Source organism: Microbacterium sp. VKM Ac-2870 (assembly GCF_015350795.1).
Taxonomy (GTDB): Bacteria; Actinomycetota; Actinomycetes; order Actinomycetales; family Microbacteriaceae; genus Microbacterium.
This window is the reverse complement of sequence record NZ_JADKSH010000003.1, coordinates 23,603-50,572: the sequence shown is the minus strand read 5'-3', so window position 1 is coordinate 50,572 and position 26,970 is coordinate 23,603. Positions and strand designations below refer to the sequence as shown.

The 26,970-nt window shown below is 70.0% G+C and carries 22 protein-coding genes; 11 read left to right on the top strand and 11 right to left on the bottom strand.

Translation table 11 applies throughout. The features are described 5' to 3' along the window. Positions 1 to 157: 157 nt before the first annotated feature. Positions 158 to 1,498: an aspartate--tRNA(Asn) ligase gene (gene aspS / locus ITJ43_RS07600; RefSeq protein WP_194583255.1), complete on the bottom strand. Its 1,341-nt coding sequence runs from the start codon at positions 1,496 to 1,498 to the stop codon at positions 158 to 160. A 77-nt stretch (positions 1,499 to 1,575) separates the two neighbouring features. Between aspS and ITJ43_RS07595 the strand changes: the two genes are divergently transcribed. The 6 genes from ITJ43_RS07595 to ccsB all read left to right on the top strand — a co-directional run bounded on the left by ITJ43_RS07595 (position 1,576) and on the right by ccsB (position 7,137). After that, positions 1,576 to 2,232, top strand: coding sequence for a DedA family protein (locus ITJ43_RS07595; RefSeq protein ID WP_194583254.1), 657 nt, complete (start codon positions 1,576 to 1,578; stop codon positions 2,230 to 2,232). Positions 2,233 to 2,294: 62 nt separating this feature from the next. After that, positions 2,295 to 2,924: a histidine phosphatase family protein gene (locus tag ITJ43_RS07590; protein ID WP_194583253.1), complete on the top strand. Its 630-nt coding sequence runs from the start codon at positions 2,295 to 2,297 to the stop codon at positions 2,922 to 2,924. Further along, positions 2,921 to 3,535 (top strand): TlpA family protein disulfide reductase, encoded by a 615-nt coding sequence (locus tag ITJ43_RS07585; RefSeq protein WP_194583252.1) that lies wholly within the window; start codon positions 2,921 to 2,923, stop codon positions 3,533 to 3,535. Before ITJ43_RS07590 ends, ITJ43_RS07585 begins: the two co-directional genes overlap by 4 nt. Next, positions 3,532 to 4,284 (top strand): cytochrome c biogenesis CcdA family protein, encoded by a 753-nt coding sequence (locus tag ITJ43_RS07580; RefSeq protein WP_323741158.1) that lies wholly within the window; start codon positions 3,532 to 3,534, stop codon positions 4,282 to 4,284. Before ITJ43_RS07585 ends, ITJ43_RS07580 begins: the two co-directional genes overlap by 4 nt. Continuing rightward, complete coding sequence (gene resB / locus ITJ43_RS07575) at positions 4,265 to 6,040, top strand: cytochrome c biogenesis protein ResB (RefSeq protein WP_194583815.1); 1,776 nt, start codon at positions 4,265 to 4,267, stop codon at positions 6,038 to 6,040. Before ITJ43_RS07580 ends, resB begins: the two co-directional genes overlap by 20 nt. 29 nt (positions 6,041 to 6,069) lie before the next feature. Then, positions 6,070 to 7,137 carry a c-type cytochrome biogenesis protein CcsB gene (gene ccsB, locus ITJ43_RS07570; protein ID WP_194583251.1) on the top strand — a complete coding sequence of 356 codons (1,068 nt, stop codon included), beginning with the start codon at positions 6,070 to 6,072 and terminating at the stop codon, positions 7,135 to 7,137. A gap of 107 nt (positions 7,138 to 7,244) precedes the next feature. Here the strand turns inward: ccsB and ITJ43_RS07565 are convergent, their stop codons facing one another. Together ITJ43_RS07565 and ITJ43_RS07560 are read right to left on the bottom strand one after the other, a co-directional pair. Next, positions 7,245 to 9,206 (bottom strand): YhgE/Pip family protein, encoded by a 1,962-nt coding sequence (locus tag ITJ43_RS07565; protein WP_194583250.1) that lies wholly within the window; start codon positions 9,204 to 9,206, stop codon positions 7,245 to 7,247. Further along, positions 9,203 to 12,100 carry an MMPL family transporter gene (locus ITJ43_RS07560; RefSeq protein ID WP_194583249.1) on the bottom strand — a complete coding sequence of 966 codons (2,898 nt, stop codon included), beginning with the start codon at positions 12,098 to 12,100 and terminating at the stop codon, positions 9,203 to 9,205. Before ITJ43_RS07560 ends, ITJ43_RS07565 begins: the two co-directional genes overlap by 4 nt. A gap of 170 nt (positions 12,101 to 12,270) precedes the next feature. Here ITJ43_RS07560 and ITJ43_RS07555 point away from each other — a divergent pair, with 170 nt between their 5' ends. Next, a complete protein-coding gene (locus tag ITJ43_RS07555; protein WP_228495605.1) occupies positions 12,271 to 12,939 on the top strand; it encodes a TetR/AcrR family transcriptional regulator in 669 nt (222 codons plus the stop codon). A 33-nt stretch (positions 12,940 to 12,972) separates the two neighbouring features. Here the strand turns inward: ITJ43_RS07555 and ITJ43_RS07550 are convergent, their stop codons facing one another. Continuing rightward, positions 12,973 to 13,950: an o-succinylbenzoate synthase gene (locus ITJ43_RS07550; protein ID WP_194583248.1), complete on the bottom strand. Its 978-nt coding sequence runs from the start codon at positions 13,948 to 13,950 to the stop codon at positions 12,973 to 12,975. Positions 13,951 to 14,016: 66 nt separating this feature from the next. On the opposite strand from ITJ43_RS07550, the gene metH reads away from it, so the two are divergent. Next, positions 14,017 to 17,691, top strand: coding sequence for a methionine synthase (gene metH, locus ITJ43_RS07545; protein ID WP_194583247.1), 3,675 nt, complete (start codon positions 14,017 to 14,019; stop codon positions 17,689 to 17,691). A 24-nt stretch (positions 17,692 to 17,715) separates the two neighbouring features. Here the strand turns inward: metH and ITJ43_RS07540 are convergent, their stop codons facing one another. The 6 genes from ITJ43_RS07540 to ITJ43_RS07515 all read right to left on the bottom strand — a co-directional run bounded on the left by ITJ43_RS07540 (position 17,716) and on the right by ITJ43_RS07515 (position 23,409). After that, positions 17,716 to 18,279, bottom strand: a complete 564-nt coding sequence (locus ITJ43_RS07540; RefSeq protein ID WP_194583246.1) for a hypothetical protein — start codon at positions 18,277 to 18,279, stop codon at positions 17,716 to 17,718. A gap of 9 nt (positions 18,280 to 18,288) precedes the next feature. Continuing rightward, a complete protein-coding gene (locus tag ITJ43_RS07535; protein ID WP_194583245.1) occupies positions 18,289 to 18,798 on the bottom strand; it encodes a hypothetical protein in 510 nt (169 codons plus the stop codon). Between the two features lie 160 nt (positions 18,799 to 18,958). Next, positions 18,959 to 19,363, bottom strand: a complete 405-nt coding sequence (locus ITJ43_RS07530) for a glucose-6-phosphate dehydrogenase (RefSeq protein WP_194583244.1) — start codon at positions 19,361 to 19,363, stop codon at positions 18,959 to 18,961. A gap of 151 nt (positions 19,364 to 19,514) precedes the next feature. Next, positions 19,515 to 19,955 (bottom strand): GNAT family N-acetyltransferase, encoded by a 441-nt coding sequence (locus ITJ43_RS07525; RefSeq protein ID WP_194583243.1) that lies wholly within the window; start codon positions 19,953 to 19,955, stop codon positions 19,515 to 19,517. Continuing rightward, positions 19,952 to 22,837: an ATP-binding cassette domain-containing protein gene (locus tag ITJ43_RS07520; RefSeq protein WP_194583242.1), complete on the bottom strand. Its 2,886-nt coding sequence runs from the start codon at positions 22,835 to 22,837 to the stop codon at positions 19,952 to 19,954. Before ITJ43_RS07520 ends, ITJ43_RS07525 begins: the two co-directional genes overlap by 4 nt. Positions 22,838 to 22,860: 23 nt before the next feature. Further along, positions 22,861 to 23,409, bottom strand: a complete 549-nt coding sequence (locus ITJ43_RS07515) for a hypothetical protein (protein WP_323741157.1) — start codon at positions 23,407 to 23,409, stop codon at positions 22,861 to 22,863. Between the two features lie 69 nt (positions 23,410 to 23,478). On the opposite strand from ITJ43_RS07515, the gene ITJ43_RS07510 reads away from it, so the two are divergent. The 3 genes from ITJ43_RS07510 to ITJ43_RS07500 all read left to right on the top strand — a co-directional run bounded on the left by ITJ43_RS07510 (position 23,479) and on the right by ITJ43_RS07500 (position 26,665). Continuing rightward, positions 23,479 to 24,390, top strand: coding sequence for a 1,4-dihydroxy-2-naphthoyl-CoA synthase (locus tag ITJ43_RS07510; protein WP_194583240.1), 912 nt, complete (start codon positions 23,479 to 23,481; stop codon positions 24,388 to 24,390). Between the two features lie 10 nt (positions 24,391 to 24,400). Then, the gene (locus tag ITJ43_RS07505) at positions 24,401 to 25,582 is read left to right on the top strand and encodes an AMP-binding protein (protein ID WP_194583239.1); all 1,182 of its coding nucleotides are present in this window, start codon (positions 24,401 to 24,403) and stop codon (positions 25,580 to 25,582) included. Between the two features lie 93 nt (positions 25,583 to 25,675). Then, positions 25,676 to 26,665: a 1,4-dihydroxy-2-naphthoate polyprenyltransferase gene (locus ITJ43_RS07500; protein WP_194583238.1), complete on the top strand. Its 990-nt coding sequence runs from the start codon at positions 25,676 to 25,678 to the stop codon at positions 26,663 to 26,665. A 19-nt stretch (positions 26,666 to 26,684) separates the two neighbouring features. Here ITJ43_RS07500 and ITJ43_RS07495 read toward each other — a convergent pair whose 3' ends face one another. Beyond that, complete coding sequence (locus tag ITJ43_RS07495) at positions 26,685 to 26,963, bottom strand: DUF4229 domain-containing protein (RefSeq protein ID WP_194583237.1); 279 nt, start codon at positions 26,961 to 26,963, stop codon at positions 26,685 to 26,687. Between the last annotated feature and the right edge of the window lie 7 nt (positions 26,964 to 26,970).

Genomic DNA, 26,970 nt, shown 5'->3' with positions numbered 1-26,970 from the left:
GTTCCTCTCGGGTCATCCGCGCGCGCACGACGATGCGTGCGGTGCGAAGGGGATGCGAGGAACGTACGTCGGCGTCGTGTCGATCACTCAGAGCGCCGGTGAACCGGCGGTGACGCAAGGGTGACGTCTTGCGAGTCTGCGGGCTCTGCCGCGCGGCTCAGGGCGCGAGGCGCGTGGGGCCGCGGAAGAGGAAGGTCACCTCGCGGATCGAGTCCTGCCCGAGCATGAGCATGAGCACGCGCGCGAGGCCCATGCCGAACCCGCCGTGCGGGGGGATGCCGTAGCGGAAGAAGTCGAGGTAGTGCTCGAGTCCCTCCAGCGACAGGCCCTTCTCGAGCGCCTGTGCTTCGAGCACCTCGATGCGGTGCTCGCGCTGCGCGCCGGTGGTGATCTCGGTGCCCTGGAACAGGAGGTCGTAGCTCGCGGTGAGCCCGGTCTCGGCGTTTCGCATGTGGTAGAACGGGCGGATCTCGGGGTGGTAGTCGGTGATGAACACGAACTGGTGCCCGTACGTCTCGCGGACGTGGGCCGAGATCTGGCGCTCGCCCTCGGGGTCGAGGTCGCCGTCGGTGCGGGGGATGTCGTAGCCGCGGGCCTTGACGATCTCGCGCGCCTCGGCCAGCGGGATGCGCGGGAAGGGGAGCGCGGGGACGACCACGTCGATGTCGAAGAGTTGCTTGATCTCGTCGCCGTGCTTGTCCTTGACGGCGTGGAAGGCGGCCACGAGCAGTTCCTCCTGCATCGCGGCGACGTCTTCATACGAGTCGATCCAGCTGATCTCGGCGTCGATCGAGGTGAACTCGGTCGCGTGGCGGCTTGTGAAGCTCGGGTCGGCGCGGAAGACGTCGCCGATCTCGAACACCTTGCCGAAGCCGGCGGCCTGAGCCATCTGCTTGAAGTGCTGCGGGCTCTGCGCCAGATACGCGGTCTGGTCGCCGAAGTACTCGAGCGCGAACAGCTCGGCGTTGCCCTCGGCGGGCGTGGACATGAGCTTGGGCGAGTGGATCTCGACGTAGTCGCGCTCGACCCAGTAGGTGCGCATGGCGTGCTCGAGCGTTGTCTGAATGCGGAAGACGAGGTTGTTGCGGCGCTGGCGCAGGTCGATGAAGCGCCAGTCCATGCGCTTGTCGAGGCCGCTGTCGGCGGCGATCGGTGTCTCCGGCAGGGCGGCGGAGGCGACCTCGAGGTCGGCGATCTTGATCTCGACGCCGCCGAGCTTGACGCGCTCGTCGTGCTTGAGTTCACCGGTGACCGTCAGGAAGGTGCCGGTCGACAGCTCGGAGATGAGTGCGGTCAGCGCCAGGGCCGCGCCATCCTGCTCGGCACCGTCGGGGTCGGGGCGCGTGGCCGGGTTCACGAGCTGGACGGCGCCGGTCTCGTCGCGCAGGATGACGAACTGCACCTTCTTCTGATCGCGGACGGTCTCGACCCATCCGGACACCGAGACGGTGCCGTCTTCACGGGACTGCAGCTGGCTGACGAGGGTGCGTTCACTCACGAGGGACCAGTCTACGTGGGAGCTGTGTCCCGGCATCCGCCCAGCTTTTCTTCACTCGCTGTGCATAGCGTCGAGGCATGGCACTGGCATCCGATGGCTCTTGGCTCACCGCGCTCGTCGATGCCGTCGTCGGCCTCATGAATCTGATCGGAGCGCCCGGCGCGGGGCTGGCCATCGCGCTCGAGAACCTCTTTCCGCCGCTTCCGAGTGAGGTCATCCTCCCGATGGCGGGTCTCGCGGCCGCCCGCGGGTCGTTCACCCTCGTCGAGGCGCTCGCGTGGACCACCGCCGGCTCCGTCGCCGGGGCGTTCGCGCTCTACGCAGTGGGTGCCTGGCTCGGCATCGATCGCCTCCGCGCGCTCGTCCGCCGGATGCCGCTGCTCAAGCTCGAGGACGTCGATCGCACCGTCGCCTGGTTCGCGCGGCACGGCGGCAAGGCCGTCTTCTTCGGCCGCATGCTCCCCATCTTCCGCAGCCTCATCTCGATTCCCGCCGGCGTCACGCGGATGCCACTCTGGCGCTTCGGGATGCTGACGCTCGCCGGCTCCTTCATCTGGAACGCGGTGTTCGTGATGTCCGGCTATCTCCTGGGTGATCAGTGGCACGTCGTCGAGGAGTACGCGGGGGTGCTGCAGTATGCGGTCATCGCCGTCGCGGCGGCCGCCCTCGTGTGGTTCATGGTGAACCGGGTGCGCCAGCTGCGCAGCGGCGCTGTGAACAGCGATCCCGCCTGACGCCGTGGGCGCGGGGCCCTCTCCCAGCCCGGCCACAGATCGGCTCCACGTAGACTGAAGGTGTGCCCGCCGACCGCCTCCACCTCGTGCGCCATGGCGAGGTCCACAATCCGGGGCGCGTCTTGTACGGACGTCTCCCGAGCTTCCGCTTGAGCGCCGACGGGCGGGCGATGGCGCGAAGCGCGGCCGAGCATGTGCAGCGTCTCGGTCGCCCGGTGAGCGCGCTGTACGCGTCGCCGCTGCAGCGCACGCGCGAGTCGGCCGAACCTTTTGCGGAGCTGTTCGGCCTCTCTCCGGTGGTCGATGACCGCGTGATCGAGCCGACGAACGTCTTCGAGGGAAAGCGCATGAAGCGCGCTGTGCTCAACCCCCTCAATTGGCGACACCTCACCCGACCCGAGGTCCCCAGCTGGGGCGAGCCGTACGTCCAGGTCGTCGCTCGCATGGATGCCGCGATGACCGAGGCCTGGAACGACGCCGACGGCGGCGATGTCGTGATGGTGTCGCACCAGTTGCCGATCTGGATCACGCATCTCGCGGTGGCCGGTGAGCGCCTGCGCCACGATCCGCGCAAGCGGCGGTGCGCCCTGTCGAGCGTCACGAGTTTCGAACGCGACGGCGACAGCTGGCGCGAAGTCGCCTACGCGGAGCCGGCATCCACGGCTCGCGCGGTGGATGTGGGGGCCGTATGACGCGTCCGAAGCTCGCGAGGCTCGCGGCATCCCTTCTCGCTCTCACCCTGGCGGTGGGCCTGGCGGCCTGCGGTGGGACGAACGACGATCTCGCCAACCAGTACAAGCAGGGCGGCAACAACAACGGGTACATCTCCGGCGACGGCAGTGTGCAGGAGATCGCCGTCGCCGATCGCGGGGCGACTGTGCAGTTCAGTGGAACGGCTGTCGACGGATCCACCATCACGAGCGCCGACTACGCCGACAAGGTGCTCGTGCTCAACTTCTGGTACGCCCAGTGCGGGCCGTGCCGCGCCGAAGCGCCCACCCTCGAGAGCGCCTACCAGGCGGTCAAGCCCGCCGGTGCCGACTTCCTCGGCGTGAACATCTACGACGGGCCCGAGGGTGCGAGCGCCTTCGACGAGAAGTACGGCATCAGCTACCCGTCTCTGCTGGCGAAGGACGACGCCGACCTCAAGCTCGCCTTCGCCTCGTGGACGCCGCTGCAGTCGGTGCCGATCACCCTCGTGCTCGACAAGCAGGGCCGGGTCGCGGCGCGGTTCATCGGCCGCGTCGAGAGCGAGTCGATCCTCAAGACGATCATCAACGACGTCGTGTCGGAGAACCCGTGACCGAGGTCGTCTTCAGTGGAGCACTGTGGCTCGCGGTGCCCATCGCCATGCTGGCCGGCCTCGTGTCGTTCCTGTCGCCGTGCGTGCTGCCGCTCGTCCCCGGCTACCTCGGTTTCTTGGGCGGCGCGTCCGGCGCGGCCGGCGGACGCCGAGGGAACGCCGCGCGCGCGGGCCGCGGACGCCTGCTGCTGGGAGTACTGCTGTTCATCGCCGGGTTCACCGTCGTGTTCGTCGCCATGGGCGTGCTTGCCGGCACCCTCGGCCGCTTCTTCCTGCAGTATGGCGAGGTAATCACCCGCGTGCTGGGCGTTGTCGTCATCGTCATGGGGCTCGTCTTCCTCGGTCTGTTCGGCTTCGCGCAGCGCACGATGAAGCCACAGGTGCGAAGCGGCCTCGGGTTGGTCGGAGCGCCCCTGCTCGGAGTGGCGATGGGCATCGGCTGGGCGCCCTGCATCGGCCCGACCTATGCGGCGATCCTGTCGATCTCGCTCAGCCAGGCCGACCCGACCCGCGCGGTGCTGCTGGCCATCGCGTACTCGTTGGGCCTCGGCATCCCCTTCCTTCTGCTCGCCGTCGGTTTCGGCTGGGCGACGCGGTCGGTCGCGTTCCTGCGTCGCCACATTCGCGTGGTGAACATCCTGGGCGGTGTGCTGCTGATCCTGCTCGGACTGCTCATGGTCACCGGGCTCTGGAGCGCGGCCATGTCCCAACTGACGGGGGTGATCGGTGGTGTCGAACTCCCGCTCTGAACGTGCCGGCAGCGATCCGCTGCGTCCCGACGACCACGCCGATTCCGCGGCGCCCGCTGCCGCGATCGCCCAACCGCAGCTGGGCGTCGTCGGCTGGTTCCGTTGGGGCTGGCGTCAGCTGACGAGCATGCGCACCGCACTGGTGCTGCTGCTGCTGCTCGCGATCGCCGCGATCCCCGGGTCGATCGTGCCGCAGCGCACGGCCGATCCGAACGGCGTGCTGGATTTCAAGAGCAAGAACCCCGACCTGTTCCGCTTCTACGACGCGGTGCAGCTGTTCGACGTGTACTCGTCGGCGTGGTTCTCGGCGATCTACATCCTGCTGTTCATCTCATTGATCGGATGCGTGATTCCGCGCACCAAGCACCACTTCAATGCTCTGCGTGCACGCCCGCCCCGCACACCGGCGCGGCTGTCGCGTCTCGACGACCACGCGGAGCTCGACCGCGTGGTCTCGGGCGGCGACGCCGAGGCTGCCGCGATCGCGGCCGTCGAGCTCGCCCAGGCGCAACTGCGTAAGGCCGGGTACCGCGTGGAGCGGTACGACACCGCCGCCAGCGCGAAGCGGCCCGCGACAGCATCCGTGTCGGCCGAGCGGGGCTACGCCCGCGAGACCGGCAATCTCGTCTTCCACGCCGCGCTCGTCGGCGTGCTGATCTCGGCCGGCGTCGGCGGTGGCCTCACCTACACCGGGCAGACCGTCATCGTCGAGGGTGACAGCTTCGTCAACTCCCTCGGTCTCGGCTACACCTCCTTCAACCCGGGCCGCTTCGTCGACACCAACGCGCTGGCGCCCTACTCGCTCACACTCGACAGCTTCGACGTCTCGTACGTGCCGGTCGGGCAGTCGGGTCAGGGACAGGCCGGCGACTTCGCCGCGCACCTGACCACGCGCGAGCCCGGACAGGATCCGCAGCAGCAGACCGTTCGGGTCAATCACCCCGCCGCCATGGCCGGGGATCGGGTCTACCTCATGGGCAACGGCTACGCGCCCAGCATCACGGTCCGAAACCCCGCGGGCGATGTCGTGCTGCGCGAAGACGTCGAGTTCTTGCCGCAGGGCGCGACGATGACCTCGCTCGGCGTCGTGAAGATCCCCGACGGCCTCGCCCAGCAGGTCGGACTGGTCGGCTTCTTCTATCCGACCGCGGGCAAGCTGGACACCGGTGCGCTCACATCGGCTTATCCGGCACTCGGCAACCCCGTGCTGACGCTCGACGTCTACACCGGTGACCTCGGCATCGACGACGGCACCCCGCGCAACGTCTACGCGCTCGACGTCAGCGGAATGACGCAGCTCACCGGACGCAAGATCAACGTGCCGTCGATCGAGCTCACTCCCGGACAGACCGCGAACCTGCCGAACGGGCTCGGCACCATCACGTTCGAGGATGCGACGGCCAGCGGCGCCCGCGAGCAGGTCAAACGGTACGTGTCGCTCTCCATCCACCGCGACGTGGGAGCACCGTGGGTGCTCGGCTTCGCGATCGTCGCGCTCGCCGGTCTGCTCGCGGGCCTGTTCATCCCGCGCCGCCGCATGTGGGTCAAGGCGACGCCGGGCGACGGTGTCGTGCACCTCGAATACGCCGGCCTCGCGCGCGGCGAGGATCCGGCAATCGCCGCCGCCGTCGCCGACCTCGTGCGCGAGCACGGTGCCGCGATGGATGCTGCAGGCACGGTGGGTGCCCCGGCGGCCGACACCGCAGCATCCGGTGCCGGTGCGGACGCCGCGCAGGACACCGCCGACCGGGCCTGAGCGCGGGGCGCCGACGTAGACTGAACGTCATGCCCGACGGCCTCTCTCTCGACCAGATCTCCCGGCTCATCGTCTGGACCGCAGTGGCGATCTACGCGCTCGCGTTCATCGCCTACGCGATCGACCTCGGTCGGCGCTCCGACCTCGCCATCCAGCAGAAGGATGCCGCGAAGGAGCGCGAGCTCGTCGGTGCGGTCGCCGGGGTGTCGGCATCGGGATCGGCCGCGCTCGACGGCTCTCTCGATCAGATGCGCGCGGAGCAGCGGGCTGCGAAGGCTGAGCTCGAGGCTCCGCTCGCCCAGCGCACGCGCTACCTGTGGGCCCGCATCGGCACGTCGCTGACCGTTCTCGGCTTCCTCTTCCACGTCACCGGAGATGTGCTGCGCGGCGTCGCGTCGGGGCGTGTGCCGTGGTCGAACATGTACGAGTTCGCCCTCACAGGGACGATGCTGATCATGGCCGTCTACCTGGTCGTGCTGTTCAAGTACGATCTGCGCTTCCTCGGCACGTTCATCACTGGGCTCGTCGTCGTGCTGCTCGGCGGCACAGTGATCTGGTTCTATACCGCCGTCGTGCCGCTGTCCGACCCGCTGAAGAGCGTCTGGCTCGTCATCCACGTGTTCGTCGCGTCGCTCGCGACCGCGCTGTTCGCCCTCGCGTTCGCGCTGTCGGCCATCCAACTGATGCAGACGCGGCGCGAGCGTCTGGCGATCGCCGCGCTCGACGCCCCGCAAGAGACCGCGCCCCGCCTGCGCGGACCCAGATACCTGCGCACGCTGCCCTCGGCCGATGTGCTCGAATCGCTCGCGTACCGCTTCACGATCATCGGTTTCATCTTCTGGACCTTCACCCTCATCGCCGGCTCGATCTGGGCCAACGACGCGTGGGGGCGGTACTGGGGCTTCGACACGAAGGAAGTCTGGACCTTCGTCATCTGGGTGCTCTACGCCGGCTACATCCATGCCCGTGCGACGCGCGGCTGGCGCGGCACGCGCTCGGCGTGGCTATCGATCATCGGCTTCGCGGCCGTCATGTTCAACTTCACGATCGTGAATCTGTTCTTCAAGGGCCTGCACGTCTACAGCGGCCTGAACTGATCCGCCGCGACCGGCGCGTTCGCGCGGGTCTCGGTATCCGCGCCACGCAAGACGGCTCGCCCTGCGATTGATTTCGCAGGGCGAGCCGTCTTCGTGACCGCGAGGCGTCAGGCCAGGACGGGGGATGCCGCGAGCAGAGTCCGCGCACTGGCCGTGCGCCGACGGGTCACCGCGATCGTCGTTGCGAGGAACGCCAACACCGCCCAGACGATCATGCCCGCCAGGCCGGCCGCCGCCCCCGACGCCGGGGTGATGGTCGCGAGCAGTGCCGAATAGGCGGGCATCGTCGGCAGGACACCGGCGATGGAAGCCAAGACGCCCGGAATTGTCGAGACGATGCCGGTCGCAACGGCGAGCACGCCGACGAGGGTGGAGATCCACCTGCCGGCGCCGCCGAAGACGGCAACCAGCGCCTGGTTGACGGCAGCGAAGGCGATGCCGGCGACCACGGACAAGCCGGTGAACGCGAACCAGGTGCCGGCGTCGTACTGTGCCGCGAACTGCACGATCCCGGCCACGAGAAGACCCTGGGCGGCCCCGATCCCCGCCGCGGGCGCGAGGCTGCGGAGGGCGAGGAGCACGGACGGTCGACGTGAGCTCAGTGCGTAGCGCGGCACCGCCTGGAGCGCGACGAACGAGCCGAGCCCACCGAACCACAGCGCGAGCATGGCCAGCAGTGGAATCGCCGAGGCGCCGAACAAGTTCGTCCCGATGCCCTCCGCCGTCACCGGGTTCGAGACCACCTTGGCCGTGGCGTCGGCCTGCTGCTGTGAGTACGTCGGAATCTGCGACACCGCCGAGTCGAGCCCGGTCGCCAGCGAACTGGAACCGGTGGCGAGCTGGGTGACGCCGGTGCTCAGCTGGCTCGCGCCCGTCGCGAGCTGCGTGGCGCCGTCGGACAGCTGCGCAGCACCGGTCGAGAGGCCGGTCGCGCCGGTCGCGGCTTGGTCGATACCGCTCGCGAGCTGGCCGAGACCGGCCTGCAGTCCACGCGCGCCAGCGGTGAGCTGGTCGACGCCCGTGGCGGCTTCAGGGAGGGCCTGGTTCTTCACCCCCGCCGCATATGCCGCGGCGTAGCCGGCGTCGGTAGCGGACTTCGTGACTTCCGGTGCGAGAGAGAGGAGTGCGGCGCACGTCGGCGTCTGGAGCGTGGCCGTCGGGTCGCAGGCGTTGTTCTTCAACTGTTCCTGGTATGTGGCCGCGAGTGCCTGCGTCGACGCTGCCGCCGCCGACGCGTAGTCGGCGGTCGTCGACACGGTGCCGCCCAGCGTGTTCGGCGCGGTGGACGTGAACTGCGATGACAGCTGGCCCAGGCCATCGCCGAGCTGGCCCGCCCCTGCTGCGGAATCGCGGGCGCCGGTCGAGAGCTTGTCCAGGCCCGACGACAGCTGGCTCGCCCCACTGCCCAGCTGACCCGCGCCCGACGCCAGCGCCGTCGCGCCGCTCGGCAATTGTGCGGCACCGGTCGCCGCCTGCTGCGCGCCGTTGGCGAGCTGATCGGCTCCACTGGCGGCCTGACCGAGCTGGTCGTGCAGCGTGGTGAAGCCCATGAGCACGTTCGTGAGGTACTGCTCCGAGACGGCGCTGCCGAACACCGATGCCGCCGTCTGCGTGATGGTGGCGGTGATGGCGCCGTCGACGACGCGCCCGTCCGGCGCCGTCTGCACCCGGATCGTCGCTTTCTCGGGCGACTTGCCGGGCGCGGTGGAGGTCGCGGCCGCGGAGAAGTTCTCCGGGATGGTGATGACGGCGTCGTACTTGCCTGAGGCGAGCCCGGCGGCGGCGTCGCTGTCGTTGGAGATCACCCAGTCGAGATTGCTCGGGATCTGGTCGGACCCCTGGACCAGCCCCGCCGTGAGCTGACGCCCGAGGGGCGCGGTCTGACCGTTGATCTGCACGGGGGTGTCGTTGTTGACGATGGCGGCGCGGACGTTCCCGAGTCGATCGGTCGGGTTGTAGAGCGCGGCGATGAGGATTCCGCCGATCACGACGGGTAGCAACAGGACGCCGACGATCGTCAGCCAGGTCACCGGCCGTCGGGAGCGGGCGCGTTCGAGGGAGAGAGTCATGCGGAGATCACCTGCGTGGGAGAGTCGGCGGTACCCGTGGCGAGCGCGAGTGCGGTCACGTGCGGGCGATGGGCGTCGGCGAGGATGTCGAGTGCGGGGCCGTCGCGTCGGGCCGATGCGACGATGGTGAGCGGGTGGGCGCGTGCGCCCGTGCGGGCGGCCGCTCGTTCGGTCGCATCGCGCAGCAGTCCGGAGGCCTGATCGCGGTCGGCGCCGGTGAGGGTGTCGAGGCCGTCGATCGCGACGAGCGTCGTTCCGCCGGACAGCGCGCGGCGCAGTTCCGTGAGGGGGGCCGCGGCACCGTCCAGCAGAGCGACGCCGACGTGGGCGCGTACCCACGCGGCCCGACCGGGCAGGAGGTGTCCGGCGACGCGCAGTCTTCCCTCGCTGGGATCGATCCGTCCGGCGACCGTCAGGACGAACGCGCGCCCGCCGCGGGGGTCTGACGCCGTGACCAGCAGCGTGCCGCCCTGTTCGAGGCGCACGGTCGCGCCGCGGAACAGATCGACCTCGCCGATGCCGGCGCCGCCCTCGACGCGCACGCCGAGGTCGTCGGCCGCGAGCGCGCCGCCGTAGTCGGGCTCGGGCCACGACTTCAGCGCGACCTCGCGCTCGACGGCCTCGCCCTCGATGTCGAAGTGGGGCAGCAGACGGTCGAGCCACCTCGGCATCCACCACGCCTTGTCGCCGAGGAGCGCCATGATCGCCGGGCCCAAGGTCATGCGGACGAGGAAGGCGTCGACGGCGATGCCGACAGCGAGCCCGAGAGCGATCGGCTTGATCGCGGTGTCGCCCTCGGGAACGAAGGCGGCGAAGACGGCGAACATGATGACGGCTGCGGCGCTGACCACGCGTGCCGAGGCCGTGAAGCCGCTGCGCACGGCCGCGACCGCCGTTTCGCGCCCGGCACGTCCGCCGCGCGCGCGTCGAGCGTGGACGAAGTCTTCGCGCATCCGCGAGACGAGGAACACCTCGTAGTCCATGGCAAGGCCGAACAACACGCCCATGAGGATGATCGGCATGAAGGAGATCACCGGGCCGGTGCGCGCCACGTGCAGTGCGTCGGCGAGCCATCCCCATTCGAACACCGCGGCGACCACGCCGAACGCGGCGAGGATCGAGAGGAGGTAGCCGAGCGTCGCCTTCAGCGGCACCCAGATCGAACGGAACACGATCATGAGCAGCACGAACGACAGGCCGACCACGAACAGTCCGAACGGCAGCAGAGCAGCGCCCAGGCGGTCGGAGATGTCGATCGCGATGGCCGTGAAGCCGGTCACCTTGAGGTCGATGCCGTACTTCGACAGCCACTCGTCGTGGTGGGCGCGAAGCTCGCGCACGAGCTGGGCGGTCTCGGGCGAATCAGGCGCAGTCGTCGGCACGATCTGCACGAGCCCCGTGTCGGCGGTCTGGTTCGGAGTCGCCAGGGCGACCTCCTTGACGCCGGGGATCTTCTCGACGTCAGCCTTGAGATCGGCCATGAGCGTGAGGGGATCGGTGGAGGTGACGATGGTGCCGGTGAGGATGAGCGGGCCGTTCGAACCCGGACCGAAGTGATCGGCAGTGAGGTCGTACGCGTGGCGAGCCTGGCTGGAGGTGGGCTGCATGCCCGCGTTCGGCAAAGCCAGCTGCAGGCTGGCCGCGGGGATCGCGACGATGCCGAGCGTGATGATGACCGCCAGTGTGGTGACCACCGGATGCCGTGTGACGAGCATGACCCAGCGGTTGGTCTTCTTCACGGCCACCGGCACGGCCGTATCGGTGTCGTCGGTGGCATCCGTTGCCAGCGCCGCGTCTGCGGCGGCTGCGCGTGAGCGGCGGAGACCGACGGCGGTGCCCCGCTTCATTCGCGGCTTCCATCCGGCGACCCGCTCCTTGGCGAAGCCGAGGAGGGCGGGCGTCAGCGTCACGGCGACACAGACCGCGACCGCGACCGCGCCGGCGGCGGCGATACCCATCGTCGTGAGGAAGGGGATGCCGGCGAAGCCCAGTCCGATGAGCGCGATGAGCACGGTGACGCCGGCGAACAGCACGGCCGAGCCAGCGGTCCCAGTCGCCCGCGCCGCTGACTCTTCGGGAGGCATTCCGGCGCGTACTTGGTCTTGATGTCGGGCGACGATGAACAGCGCATAGTCGATGCCGACCGCGAGCCCCAGCATGATCGCGAGCATCGGGGTCGTCGACGAGACGGCCGCGAAGGCGGTCGCCGCATAGATCAGCGTGATCGAGAGGATCACGCCGATCAGCGCGCTGACCAAGGGGAACCACGCGACCGCCAATGAGCGGAACGTCACGATGAGCACGAAGAGGGCGATCAGCACGCCCACGACTTCGACGAGTGAAAGGCCGGGCAGGGAGGTGGAGAAGAGGTCGCCGCCGACCACCACCTGCGACCCCGCGGGCAGGGCGGTGCCGAGAGTCGTGGCTTCGTCCTGAAGACTGGTCTTGGTGGCGGCGGGCACCTCCGTGCTGGTGCCCTTGAACTGCAGGCGTAGCAGAGCTGCCTGCCCGTCGTCGCTCACCATGCCCGACACCATCTTGTCGAACGGATCGGTGACGGCGAGCACGCCGTCCAGTCCCTCGAGCTTCGTGATGGCGGAGGCGATCTGGTCGGTGTAGGGCTCCTGGTCGACCCGCGCCCCGGGCGCGGCGACGATGACGTACTGCGCGCTCGTGCCGCTGGCCTGCGGGAACGTGCGGTTGAGGAGCTCGATTCCCTCCTGACCCTCGGTGCCGGGGATGGTGAAGGCGTTGTCGAAGCCTTTGATCGCACCGGTGGCGATGCCCACGCCCACCGAGCCTCCGACGACGGCGAACAGCAGCAGCCACGACGTGAGGACGCGCCACGAGTGACGGTACGACCAGCGGCCGAGCGAGTACAGGAGAGTGGACACGGGTGCTCCGGTTCAGGCGATCTGGGAAATGACGGATAAGGACGTTCCGATACACCGCTGTATCCGATACACAGATGTATCCTAAGAGCAGAAGTGCTCGCAATCCTGAACAGTGGATGTGAAACTGAGGGCCGGCGAAAATCGCCGTCGCCCACCGAAGAAGGGAGGGCATGATGACGGACGCCGCCGAGCGCACCGACGGTACCCGCCCGCCCAGCCAGCGCCGCGAGCAGACGCGTGCACGCCTGCTCGACGCGGCCCACGACGTCTTCGCGGAGGTCGGTATGGATGCCGCATCCGTCGAAGTGATCTGCGAACGTGCGGGGTTCACCCGTGGCGCCTTCTACTCCAACTTCGAGTCGAAGGACGAGCTGTTCCTCGCGCTCGTGACGCGGCTTTCCGACGCCAAAATGGATGCCGTGGCGAGTCGCGTACAGCGGCTGACGCCAGACGGTCTCGTCGACATCTCCGACCTGGTCGGGCACCTGGGCGCGCCGTTCGGCGAGGGGATGGATCCTCACCTGCTCACCGAGATCCGAGTTCAGGCGCTTCGTGATCCGCGCCTGGCTGAGGCCTTCCTGACCCTGCAACGACGAGTGCTCGATCGCATCGAAGGCTTTCTCACCCACATCATCGCCACCTACGGGTTGACTCTGCGGTTGCCGGTGGCAGAAGCGGCGCGCATCCTGCTGGACGTGTCGAACGAGTGCTGCACGACCGCCATGCTGCAGGGGCTGCGAGCCGAAGAGGTCACCGAGGTGTTGCGCGTTCGTCTCGACGCGCTGGTTCCCGTGCTTGTGGCATCGGGCGGCGAGACCGCCTTTCGCCGCCCCGCCTGACCGTCGTCGCACCGGCGCGGCCACAGCGAACGCCTAGAGCAACGCGGCGCTCCGCTCCAGACGCTCCAGCCACCACGCACGGCGTTCGGGAGATGCCGCGTGGCGCGTAAGGAGCGCGGCATCCGGCTCGATCCGACCCACGGGCAGCATTCCGCCCACCGGCCGCAGCGGCCGCGCCGTGACGTCGGCGGCCAGCAGCGACGCCGTACCGAGTCCGCAGTCGTAGGGGAGGTCGGGGAGCGCCGCAGCGAGGGCCACGCCCATCGAGAGGCCGATGCTCGTATCGAGCGCGCTGGAGACCACAGCGGGAAGCCCCGCCTCGTCGACGATCGCCAGCGCGCGCGCGACGCCGCCGAGCGGCTGGGCTTTCACGACCAGCAGGTCGGCCGCCCCCGCCCGCGCGACAGCGAGGGGATCGGCGGCCTTGCGCACCGACTCGTCTGCGGCGAGGGGGATGTCCCAGTCGGCGATGCGTGCCCGCAGTTCGGCCAGTTCCTCGACATCGGCACAGGGCTGCTCGAGATACTCCAGGTCGAACTCTGCGAGGGCGTGCACCGCGTGCTCCGCCTCATCGACGTTCCATCCGCCGTTCGCGTCGACGCGAACGCGCCCCTCCGGGCCCATGACCGCCCGCACCGCACGTACCCGCGCCACATCATCGGCGAGGGTCTGCCCGCGTTCGGCGACCTTCACCTTCGCGGTGCGGCATCCGTCGAAACGGGCGAGCACTCCAGGAACATCGGCGGCGTCGACGGCGGGGACTGTCGCGTTCACCGGCACCCGATCGCGCACCGGATCGGGTTGCCGCCGCCAGCCGAAGTCGATCGCCGCGGAGAGCCACACGGACGCCTCGGCGTCTTCATACTCGAGGAAGGGCGAGAACTCCGTCCACCCCTCGGGGCCCTTGAACAGCACGGCCTCCCGATGCTCCACACCGCGGAATCGCGTGACCAGGGGGAGCGAGACGATGTGCGCCGCAGCGATCAGGTCTCCAAGAGAAGGCAGGGTCATGGGTCCATCCTGGCCCGACCTCGTCTCGCCGTGGGCGCGCGCGATCGGCGCCCGTAGAATCGGGCGGTGCCCGACTCTCCCGCTCCGCCCCGGTTCGCGCTCGACATCGACGGTGTCGGACGGTCGCGTCGAGCCCAGGCCCTGCTCGACGCTCTCGCCGAGCGCGTCGTCATCGCCGACGGCGCCATGGGAACCATGCTGCAGCGTCACGACCTGCAGATCGACACTGACTTCCAGGGGCTCGAGGGGTGCAACGAGATCCTCAATGTCACGCGCCCGGACGTCGTCGGCGCGATCCACGACGCGTACTTCGCCGTCGGCGTGGATGCCGTGGAGACGAACACGTTCGGGGCGAACTGGTCGAACCTTTCCGACTACGGCATAGACGACCGCATCACCGAGCTCGCTGCGGCCGGAGCCCGGATCGCGCGCGAGCGTGCCGAGATGGCGGAAGCCGCTGATGGGCGCATGCGCTGGGTGCTCGGCTCAATGGGGCCCGGCACCAAGCTGCCGAGCCTCGGGCACACGACCTACGCCCACCTGAAGGAGACTTTCGCGCTGCAGGCCGAGGGCCTCATCGACGGCGGCGCCGACGCGTTCCTCGTCGAGACCAGCCAGGACCTCCTGCAGACCAAGGCCGCGGTCAACGGGTGCAAGCAGGCGATCGTAGCCCGCGGCATCCGGTTGCCGATCTTCGTCGAGGTGACCGTCGAAACCACCGGCACCATGCTGATGGGGTCGGAGATCGGCGCGGCGCTCACGGCGCTGGAGCCGCTCGGCGTCGATGCGATCGGCCTCAACTGCGCGACGGGGCCGGCCGAGATGAGCGAGCATCTGCGCCACCTGTCGACGCACTCGTCGGTGACGATCGCCTGCATGCCCAACGCGGGACTGCCGGTGCTGACCGCGGACGGCGCGCACTACCCGCTGACGCCGGCGGAGCTCGCCACCGCCCACGAGCAGTTCGTGCGCGAATTCGGACTCGGGCTCATCGGCGGATGCTGCGGCACCACGCCCGAGCATCTGGCCGCCGTCGTGGAGCGCCTGGGGTCCTCTCCGGTCGGTGAGCGCGCGCCGGAGGCGCCCGTCGAAACGCCGCTCGCCATCGCCCACGAGCCCGGCGTGGCGTCGCTGTACCAGCACGTGCCGTTCCAGCAGGATGCCAGCTACCTCGCGATCGGCGAGCGCACCAACGCCAACGGGTCGAAGGCGTTCCGCGAGGCGATGCTCGAAGGTCGCTGGGACGACTGCGTCGAGATCGCCCGCAATCAGACGCGGGTCGGTGCGCACGTGCTCGACGTCTGCGTCGACTATGTCGGCCGCGATGGCGTCGCGGACATCCGCGAGGTGGTGTCGCGGTTCGCCTCGGCATCCACTCTTCCCCTCGTCATCGACTCGACCGAGCCGGCCGTCATTCAGGCGGGGCTCGAGCTGATCGGTGGCCGTCCGGTCGTGAACTCGGTGAACTACGAAGACGGCGACGGCGCGGCATCCCGGTTCGGGCGCATCATGCCGCTCGTCAAAGAACACGGCACCGCGGTCGTCGCGCTCACGATCGACGAGCAGGGCCAAGCGCGCACCGCCGAGGACAAGGTGCGCATCGCCTCGCGCCTCGTCGACGAGCTCGTCGGCACGTGGGGCATGCGGGTGGAGGACATCATCGTCGACTGCCTCACGTTCCCGATCGCGACAGGTCAGGAGGAGACCCGCCGCGACGCGATCGAGACGATCGAGGCGATCCGCGGACTGGTTGCGAAGTATCCCGGCATCAACACGACGCTGGGCGTTTCGAACGTCTCGTTCGGCCTCAACCCGGCGGCCCGTTCGGTGCTGAACTCGGTGTTCCTGCACGAGGCGACTCAGGCGGGACTGACCAGCGGCATCATCGATGCCGCGAAGATCGTGCCTCTGGCATCCCTTGCCGAAGAACAGCGCAAGGTCGCGCTCGATCTCGTCTGGGATCGGCGCGAATGGGATGCCGACGGCAACCTCACGTACGACCCGCTCGCGACGATGCTCGACCTGTTCGCCGGGGTGGACACGGCGGCCCTGCGCGATCAGCGCGCCGCCGAGCTCGCCGCCCTGCCCGTGGGCGAGCGGCTGGAGCGTCGCATCATCGACGGCGAGTTGAAAGGGCTCGAGGCCGACCTCGACCTCGCGCGCGCGGGCAGTGCCGATGCCCTGGCCCTCACCCCGCTGCAGATCATCAACGACCATCTGCTCGAGGGGATGAAGATCGTCGGCGAGCGCTTCGGGTCGGGGCAGATGCAGCTGCCGTTCGTGCTGCAGTCGGCCGAAGTCATGAAGACCGCGGTCGCCCTGCTCGAGCCGCACATGGAGAAGACCGACGAAGCCGGTAAGGGCACGATCGTGCTGGCCACCGTCCGCGGCGACGTGCACGACATCGGCAAGAACCTCGTCGACATCATCCTGACCAACAACGGCTACACGGTGATCAACCTCGGCATCAAGCAGCCGATCGCCGACATCATCGCCGCCGCCGAAGAGCACAACGCCGATGTGATCGGCATGAGCGGGCTGCTCGTGAAGTCGACCGTCGTCATGAAGGAGAACCTGCAGGAGCTGTCGGCGCGGGGGCTCGGCACGCGGTGGCCGGTGATCCTCGGCGGTGCGGCGTTGACGCGCGCCTACGTCGAGCAGGACCTCGCGGAGCTCTTCGACGGCGAAGTCCGCTACGCGAAAGACGCGTTCGAGGGCCTCGCCCTCATGGAGCCGCTCGTGCGGATCGCGCGCGGCGAGGCTCCGGATGCCGTCGGACTGCCGCCCCTGAAGAAGCGCATCCACACGGCGGGTTCGCGCCTGACCCTGACCGAGCCGGAAGCGATGCCGGCCCGCTCGGACGTGGCATCCGACAATCCCGTGCCGGCGCCGCCGTTCTGGGGAACGCGGATCGTCCGCGGTATCGCGCTCGCCGACTACGCCGCCTTCCTCGACGAGCGCGCGACGTTCATGGGCCAGTGGGGGCTCAAACCCGGCCGCGGTGAGGACGCGCTGTCGTACGAGCAGCTCGTCGACAGCGAGGGTCGGCCGCGGCTGCGGTACTGGCTCGACCGCATCCTCGGCGAGCGGATGCTCGACGCTTCCGTTGCGTACGGGTACTTCCCGGTCGTATCGGACGGCGACGACATCGTCGTCCTCCATCACGGCGATGACCCGACGGGTCTTCTCGGGAAGGCCGGGCTGCTCGCCCCGGACGGGGGCTCTGAGGGAGCCCTCGGTACGGACCGGCTGCGCTTCCACTTCCCGCGGCAGCGGCGCGATCGCCACCTCAACCTGGCCGACTTCGTGCGCCCCCGCGAATCGGGCCAGGTCGATGTCATGCCCGTGCAACTCGTGACCGCCGGCGCGGCCATCGACGCGGTGACGGCGAAGATGTTCGCTGAAGACCGCTATCGCGACTACTACGAGCTCAACGGGCTCGTCATGCAGCTGACCGAGTCGCTCGCCGAGTTCTGGCACGCCCGCATCCGCGCCGAGCTCGGCTTCTCCGACGAGGACCCGCGCGACACCGCGGGCCTGTTCAAACTCGAATACCGCGGCGCGCGATTCTCGCTCGGCTACCCGGCGTGCCCCGACATGGAGGATCGCCGCAAGGTCGTCGAACTGCTGCGTCCCGAGCGAATGGGCGTCGAACTCAGCGACGAGCTGCAGCTGCACCCTGAGCAGTCCACCGACGCGTTCGTGTTCCACCACCCCGAGGCGAAGTACTTCTCGGTCTGAGCGGAGTGCGGCATCCGCCGGCGCTCAGCTGTGCGGCACGTCGGCGACGTGGGCGGCGATGCGGGCGAACACCGTCTGCTGGGCGGCGTACGACGCGCGCCAATCGCCCGGGATCAGCAGGCTGTGGTCGGCATCGGCGACCACGGCGACGCTCGCCCGGGTGCCGACGATGCGGTCGCGATTCCACGAGGCATCCGCTGTTCCTGCCACGACGAGATGATCGTCGGATGCCGCGCTCAGCGCCTCCGCGACGATGTCGTGACGCACGAGCGGTGTGAGCCAGACACCCGGGATGCCGGCGGCGATCGCGAGCGGTGCGGCGAAGGTGCCCAGCGATTTGGCGACGACGAGGTCGGGCACGCGCTCCAGCGCTCCCGTCGCTTCTGCCCAGGCTCGGCGGAGGAACGCGGCCGGATCGTCGGCTGCGGCATCCGTCCACTCGACGGCGTACACGTTCCAGCCCGCCTCGGCGAGCAGCAGTCCGCTCCAATGGAGCAGGGGCGCCTGCGCGGTGTAGCCGTGCCCGGGGAGGAGAACCGCTGTGCGGGCGGTATCCGCGGCCGGGGTGAGGCGGTGCAGGATGACCATTTCGCGATGCTAGCGGCCCGCGCCTGCGACGGGTGGCGCGGTGCGGCGGCGCAGCAGGACCGATGCGCCGACGACGACCAGCGCGACGAGCGCCGCGAAACTCAGGGCGTACAGCGGCCCGGCCCACGGCGAATAGTCGCCACCGTTGATCTGGAACGTATCGGCCATCCCCATGCCGATGTCGAACGACGCCCAGAAGTAGCCGGGGGCGCCGAGCACGATCAGCGCGAGGTAGCCGCTCACGATCGCGGCGACGGAGAGTTCGCGGCGGCGGACAGCGAGGATGAGTGCCGCGATCGCGAGCGCCGGGCCGATGGCGAGGGTGATGTACACGTGGAATGGACCCGACCACTGGCCGGCCGCTGTCATCGCGTCGTGGATCTCGCCGGCCGTGTACCCGGGCATCGCGGCGAGCGGGTTCACGATCAGGATGTGGACTGCCGCCCAGGCGGCGTAGGCCACGACGATCACCGTTCCTGCGATGGCGAGCGCGAGCTTCTGCCGTTGATTCGCATCCATGGGGTCATCCTGCCGGAGATGCCGTCGCGACGGCATCCTCCCCGCCCGAACGGCAAGGGATGACGGGCGGCTCGCCGTCGTTGAGGCCGCGCTCGCGCCGTGTTGCGTGCGCGACCTTGCCGTTCGGGTGCGGTGCGGAGATGACCGGACGGGACGGGCGTCAGCCGACGCGGGCGCCGCACATGCCGCAGACACCCGTGGCGGGAACCTGCACGAAGCAGTCGGGGCACAGCACGGCGGGGCGCTCGGGAATGATCGGCGCCGGGGCCCTGCGCGGGGTGCCCGATGCGACACGGGCGGCGCGAGCGCGCTCTCGCGTGGTCGGCGCGGGCGCGGCGGCGAGCTTCGCAGCCGGCTTGTGCTCGGCGCAGTAGAAGCGCACGAAGCCGGCGTGGTTGTTCGGATGCCGGTGCTTCATCACCCAGAGGGCCTCACGTGGCCACGGCTCGCTCGCGGGGCCGCAGCCCGAACAGCGAGTCGCGTCGCCGGGTACGGCGTCCGCGGCCGCGACGGCGAGTTCGAACGGGAGCGCGTCTCGCCAGTCCGAGGAGTTCCTGATCTGCACGATATGCCCTTCCGGTGGCGTCCTCGGGCGGACGACGGCCGTGCTCCATTGTCCCACGGCTCGCGTCAGGTCGTCTCCGGGCGTGGGGTGGGCGGGGCGCGGGGGTGAGCCGGGTCGTACCGCAGAGCCTGCGTGCGGTAGGCGGCGAGGGTCAGTCCACGGGAGTTCCCAGCGGCGCGATGGTGCAGTGGTATCGCTGCCGCGTCGGCCAGCGCGGATCACGTGGTGCGCCGGTGATCGTGAAACCGAGCCGACGGTAGAACTCGACCGCGTCGTCATCGGTGCTCGCGAAAAGGGGGAGCGTGCTGTCGGCGCGGCGCGCGGCATCCACGAGCCGGCGACCGAGGCCGGTGCCGCGCGCCTCGTGGGCGACGGCGATGTAGTGGAGCTCGGTGCGATCTCCGTCAGGGCTGAATGCGGCGAATCCTCGGACGCCGCCGTCCACGGCGCCGACGACCTGGAGCTTCGGCAGGTCGACGTCGCGAATCCAGGCGAGCGCGTCGGCATCCACTCCGGCGGCCTCCCACAGGAGAGGAAGGAAACTCGCCGAGCCGATCTCATCGGCAGTCAAAGGGCGCACCGCTGCGGTCATGTGTCGACTGTAGCGAGCGTCTCTGTGCGGGGCTGGGACGTCGCCGTCACCGCCGCGACCGGCTTCGCGCGGCGCAACGACCGCAGGAGGGCGCGTCCGACCAGGGCGAGTCCGAGCACCGTCGTCACGGCACGCAGGGTGTCCCAGCTGAGCGTCGAGGTGAGCAACGAGTAGACGAGGAAGCTGCCCAGGTTCTCGGTGAGGCCGGCTCCGGGCGTGTACGAAATGCTCGTTCCGGCGCCGACGGCGAAGGGCCAGAACCACATGTTCATCACGAGGCCGAACAGGTACGACGAGACGATCCCGTAGGCCGCGAGCATCGCGACCTCGCTCTTGCCGCGCAGGCGTCGCGGCAGCAGACCCGCCCCGGCGCCGACCCACCCGCACGCGAACATCTGGAACGGCAGCCACGGCCCGACCCCGCCCCAGAGGAGGGCCGAGAGAGCGAGGGATGCCGCGCCCAACAGCAGCCCGAACCGTGCCCCATAGGCCCGGCCCGCAAGGATCAGCAAGACGAATAGGGCCTCGACCCCGCCCACGCCGGTGCTGGCGATGCGGATGGCCGCGCCGATCGCCGCGAGGACGGCGAGCAATGCCAGCGTGTGCGCCGAGCGCACCGACGTGTCGAGCGCGGCCAGGGTCACGAGAACCGCCAACGGTGCCAGCGCGAGCGCGATGTACGGCACGGCCGACTGCGCCTGCGCCGGCAGCGCACTCGCCGCGAGAGGCCACAGGAACGCGGCTGCGGCGGCGAGATTCGCGGCGATCAGCGCCGCGGTGAGGGTGCGCCGCGGCCGATGGGCCGAACGCCGCGTGGGAGGGGGCGCCGGTTGCTCGATGGGCCGGGGTGCTCGCGCGTCCCGGTGCCCGACTCCGGCATCTCGTTCCGCATCGACCGCGTTTGCTGCTGTGGCGTGCCGCGGTGCGGCGGAATGGGGGAGTTCGGCACGGGTGGTCGCTGCCGCTGCGCCCAACCGGCCGGCCTCGATCCGCAGCACGCGGTCGGCGTCCGCGATGACCGCGGAGTCGTGCGTCGCGACGAGCACGGCGGTTCCGGCATCCGCGAGGCGCACGAGGGCGGTATCGACGAGGGCGCGAGCTCCGGGATCGAGCCCGCGCGTGGGCTCGTCGACCAGCAGCACCGCAGCGGCCGGCGCCGCCTGGATCGCGAGAGCGAGGCAGCGGCGTTCGCCGGCGGACAGGTCGCGCGGATGCCGCCGCAGCTGCGCCCGCGCGGCATCCGTGTCGTCGGGCCGTCCGAGCAGGTCATGCCAGCGCTGCGCCGTCGTCCCCAGGGGGAGATGGGCGTGGCGGTCGGCTCGGCGACATTCGGCGGCGACCGTGTCGCGGACGAACAGTGCATCGGAGTCGTCGGGAACGAGACGCACAGCGCGGGCGCGCGGGCCGGTGGCGAGCCCCATCAGCAGACTCGACTTGCCCGCCCCGTTGGCACCCACGAGGGCCACGATCTCTCCGGCGCGCAGCGTGAGGTGGGCATCGTCGACCGCGACGAGTCCGCCGTAGCGGACGGTGACATGAGCCGTGAGGGCTGTGGCTCGTTCAGAACTCCGGAGATCCGATGCCGAAACCGCGTCGTGGTGGTCTCTAGAGGGGGCCGGGGTTGGAAACTCCGGAGTTGTGAACGCGGCGGCCGGGGGACCGTCGGGGGCGGACGCGGACGCCGGACCGACTCCCAGCCACTGATCGGCAACGCCCGCGAATTCTGCGCCGCGGTGCTCCGCCACGACGACGGCCATGCCGTCATGGTGCGCGAGCGTGTCGAGCAACGCGACGATCCGCGCGCGAGCGGCGCGGTCGAGGTCGGCCAGTGGCTCGTCGACGAGCAACAGCGCGGGCTGCTCGACGATCGCGGACGCGATCGCGACGAGCGTGGCTTGGCCGGCCGACAGGGTACGCAGCTCGCGGTCGAGCAGTTCTTCGGCGCCGACCCGGGCAGCGGCCGACAGCACCCGTTCCCCGACGTCGGGCCGCGAGGCCCCACGCAGCTCGAGTGCCAAGCCGATCTCCTCGCGCACGCGCGTCGTCGCGAACCCCGCCCGCGGGTTCTGCAGCACCACGCCGATGACGCGAGACAGATCGCGCGGAGGCGTCGTGGCGCGATCATGCCCCATGACCCACAGCTCGCCGTCGATCCACCCGCCGTCGAGGTGGCTGTGCAGCCCACTCAGCGATCGCAACAACGTCGTCTTGCCCGATCCCGTCGCTCCGGTGAGCACGGTGAGAGTCCCGGATCGGATGCCGCGAGCCAGCTCCCCGGTCGCGACCGTCGCGCCGCCCGCCCCGAACCCCAGCGTCACCCCCTCGGCGACCACCAGCTCCCCGACGCCGGCCCCGATGCCCCGCCCCGCGTAGCCGCGCAATTCGAGCGCCGCGGCGATCGCGGTCGCCCGCTCGAGCGTCGTCTCGAGCACCGGTGCCAGCAGACGGGCACCGCCCACGATGCCGCCGCGCTCGCCGCGGAGGCGCTGCGCCCGCCGCGCCGTGCGGACGCCGTCGGCGAGCGAGGGCAGCGTGGCCCAGGCGATCGACACCGCCCGCGCGAGCCCCTGGAACGGTCCGCGCCGCGCACCCCGTGCGATCAGTCGAGGCAGATCGAGCACTGCGCTGAGCAGCCCGAACGCAAGGATCGTCAGAGCGATCGGCAGGGCGCTCGCCGCGGCATCCGCGAGGCCGTCGAGCGTGACGGGCCCGAGCACCTGCACGTGGGCGAGCGGCGGCGCGAGCCGCCACAGCGGCAGCGGGAGGACGACCGGTCCGGAGCCGTCCGCCCCGTGGAACAACACCCGGTAGACCACCCGGATCACCACGAACGCCACCGCCAGGGCGAGGGCGGCGCGCAGGGGGCCGGGGCGGAAGCTCACGCCCAGAGGTTACGCGGCCGCGCTCACGCCGACGGCGCGGCCGGTGCGCCGTCGAGCGTGAAGAGCAGCTCGACGCTCTCGCCGGGCTGTGCGGTCAGCGTCGACACGCCCTCCTGGGCGTAGTCCCACGCGCCGCCGACGGGCTTGGCCCACAGCGCCCAGTAGGCGAACGCGGCGGGCATGCCCTCGCACTTCTCGACGTACGCGGGGTCTTGGGCCGATCCGACAGGCTCGGATGCCGAGGGCAGACCGTTGACGCGGCAGATGACCTGGTCGCCGTACTGCTTCGTGCCCTCGATGCTCAGGCCCACAGCGGCGACGATGTCGGCGACGGTGACCTTCTCGGTGGTGGCGTAGCACCAGGTCTGGGAGGAGCCGCCCTTCAGTGGCGACGCGTCGACGGTGAGCGTGACCCCTTTGCCTGTCGGGCAGGTGCCGTCCACGAGGGTCTGACCCGGATCGGGTGATTCGGTCTCGGCGCGCTCGGCCGCGCCGGTCGACGCACAAGCGGACAGTCCGAGCGCGAGAGCACCGGCGGCGAACAGGGTCAGGAGGCGGGTCGTCGACGTCACCGTCCCAGCGTAGGGGGAGCGCACCGGTCGGTCCGGCCACATGACGAGGCCCGCGCGTAGGCTGGGCGGGTGACCGACCCCTTCGTCTCCGAGCTGTTCGATCCGTCCGCCTGGGTGCTCGCGCCCGGCGCCGCCGTCTACACCGACATCACGGCTCATGTCTCCACCGACGGCCGCATCGCGCGCATCGCGTTCGACCGTCCCGAGGTGCGCAACGCCTTCCGTCCCCACACGGTCGACGAGCTCTACCGCGCGCTCGACATCGCCCGCCAGGATCCGTGTATCGGCGTCGTGCTGCTCACCGGCAACGGTCCGAGCCCGAAAGACGGCGGATGGGCGTTCTGCTCCGGGGGAGACCAGCGCATCCGTGGGCGCGACGGTTATACGTATGCCGCGGACGACGCGACGGTCCCCGATCCGGCGCGTGCGGGCCGCCTGCACATCCTCGAGGTGCAGCGCCTTATCCGCTTCATGCCCAAGGTGGTCATCGCGGTGATCCCCGGGTGGGCGGCCGGGGGTGGCCACTCGCTGCACATCGTCTGTGATCTGTCGATCGCCAGCGCCGAGCAGGGTCGCTTCAAGCAGACGGATGCTGATGTCGGCTCGTTCGATGCCGGTTACGGTTCGGCGTACATGGCCCGCCAGGTGGGCCAGAAGCTCGCCCGTGAGGTGTTCTTCCTCGCCGAGGAGTACTCCGCCCAGCGGGCGTACGAGATGGGTGCGGTGAACCGGGTGGTCCCGCACGCCGAGCTGGAGCGCGAGGCGATCGCGATGGCTCGCACCATCCTCGGCAAATCCCCGACGGCGATCCGCATGCTGAAGTTCGCGTTCAACGCGATCGACGACGGCATGGTCGGCCAGCAGGTGTTCGCGGGCGAGGCCACGCGACTGGCTTACGGGACGGACGAAGCCGTCGAGGGTCGCGATGCCTTCCTGCAGAAGCGCGAACCCGACTGGTCACCGTACCCGTACCACTACTGACGGGGCGACCATGAAGCTCGAACGGGTCGATCCCACCGACGCGCGAGCGGTATTGCGCGGTCTGCGCGGAGCTGTTCTGGGCGCGGGGCCGGCCATCGCGCTCGGCGGGTCGCGTGACGAGGCGGCGGCGCTCCCGCCCGATGTGCCGCCGGGTACCGGCGTCATCGTCACGACCTCCGGCTCGACGGGCTTTCCGAAGTCGGTCGTGCTCAGTCGCGCTGCGCTCACGGCATCCGCTCTGGCGACGTCCGACCGCATCGGCTCCGGTGCATGGCTGCTCGCCCTCCCGCCGGGCTACATCGCGGGTGTGCAGGTGCTTGTGCGGGCGCTGGTCTCGGGTCGCGAGCCCGCGATCCTCTCGGGTTCTTTCAGCGCGAACGCGTTCGTGGCCGCCGCGTCGTCGATGGCATCCTCCCGTGGCGGGCAACGGGTGCCGACGTACACCTCGCTCGTGCCCGCCCAACTGCAGACGCTGCTCGACGCTCCCGGCACGGAAGCCCGTCGTGCCCTCGCGGCGTTCGCGGCGGTCCTGATCGGGGGACAGGCACTCGCGCCCGCCCTCGCTGCCCGCGCGGCCGAAGCGGGTGTGCGTGTGGTGCGCACCTACGGCTCGAGCGAGACGGCGGGCGGCTGCGTGTACGACGGCATCCCTCTCGCGGGGGTGGGGGTGCGCATCGTCGACGGCGAGGTGCAGCTGTCGGGACCCACCCTCGCCGAGGGCTATCTGGGCGAGCCCGACCGCACGGCCACCGCGTTCGTGCGCGATGCCGCGGGCACCCGCTGGTACCGCACGGGCGACACCGGCACGTTTGGCCGGCAGCTGTCGGTTACGGGGCGTGTCGACAACGTGATCGTCTCGGGTGGTGTCAACGTGTCGCTCGACCGCGTCGAGCTGGTCGTGCGCGCGCTCGCGGGTCTCGACGATGCGGTCGTCGTTCCCGTCTCCGATCCGCGATGGGGACAGGCCTCGGTCGTGGTCGTGCCCCACCGCGCCGCCGCTGGGGTGGGTGCGGAGGGGCGGGACGGCGACGACGTGCTCTCACGGGTGCGCGCCGCCGTCGCGGAACAGCTCGGCACACCCGCCCGGCCGCGCGCCGTCGTGACCGTCGCGGGCTTTCCGCTGCTCACCAGTGGAAAGCCCGACCGTGCCGAGCTCGCCCGCATCGTCGCAGGCGCGCACTCGGAGCGCTGACGCGTGCTTCATGCGCGGATTCAGAGGGTATTCGTGCGTTGCCCCCGTACCGGGCACCCGGGCGGCCCGCACCTGCGGGCATAGGATTCTCGCGTGGCTGGCAGCACCCGTAAGAAGAAGAACTCCCGTTCGAGCCGAGGTCCGGCGAAGCAGAAGACGCACGGTAATCCGCAGAAAGCGCACGTGTCGCGTGACCCCGCGCACGTCCGCCGCGTCACCGTCGGCGACTGGATCGGCGCCGCCCGGCTGCGCACCCTGCCGCTGGCCATCGCCCCCGTCGTCATCGGAACCGGCGCGGCGCTCATCGCCGAAAGCCCCTTCCATGGCGTGATCGCGCTGTGCTGCCTGATCGTGGCCGTGGCGATCCAGATCGGGGTCAACTACGCCAACGACTACAGCGACGGCATCCGCGGCACCGATGACCACCGCGTGGGGCCGGCGCGGCTGACCGCATCGCGTCTCGTGAAGCCGCGCACGGTGCTCACGGTGGCGCTTGTCTTCTTCGGCATCGCGGCCGCCGCCGGTATCGCGATCATCGTGCGCACCGGCCACTGGTGGATGGCTCTCATCGGCGTCGCGTGTCTCGTTGCCGCGTGGTTCTACACGGGCGGCAAGCGCCCGTACGGCTACGCCGGGTTCGGCGAGCTCTTCGTCTTCGTCTTCTTCGGGCTGGTGGCCACCGTCGGCACCACGTTCGTGCAGTCCGGCACGGTGCCGCAGGAGAGCTGGTTCGGCGGCGTCATCGCCGGCCTGTTGGCGTGCGCCGTGCTGCTCGCCAACAACCTGCGCGACATCGATCAGGATCGCCTCGCCGGAAAGCGCACTCTGACCGTGCGCATCGGACGCCGTGCGACGCAGGTGCTGTTCACCGCGCTGGTGCTGGGCGCGTTCGCGATCGTCGCGTTCCTCGCACTCTTCTACCCGCTGGCCTGGCTCACCCTGTTGGCGCTCATTCCGGCGGCCTGTGCCGTGCTGATCGTCTGGACCTACCGGGCACCGCGCGAACTGGTCGTCGCCCTCGGGCTCACGTCATTGACGTCGCTGGCCGTCGCCGCTCTGCTCTTCTGGGCCTTCACCGGCTGAGCGCGCAGCGCCCGTTCACTCACTCCGACGGCGTCGTGACGATCTCGTCGGCGGCGGCATCTTCGACATCTTCGTCCGTGGTCGTGCGATTGCGGCGGCGCTCCGCGAGGCCGGCGGTCAGATCGTCCAGCGGCCGGCGCAAGAACAGCACCGACAAGCTCAGACCGATGAGAGCGGCGAAGATCGCGGACAGCCAGTAGTACTCGCGCATCACCGGGAACAGCATCATGATGCCGAAGGGGACGATGAACACCAGAAGACGCAGCACCGTGTAGACGAGGGCCGAGCGGACACGCATGCCTCCA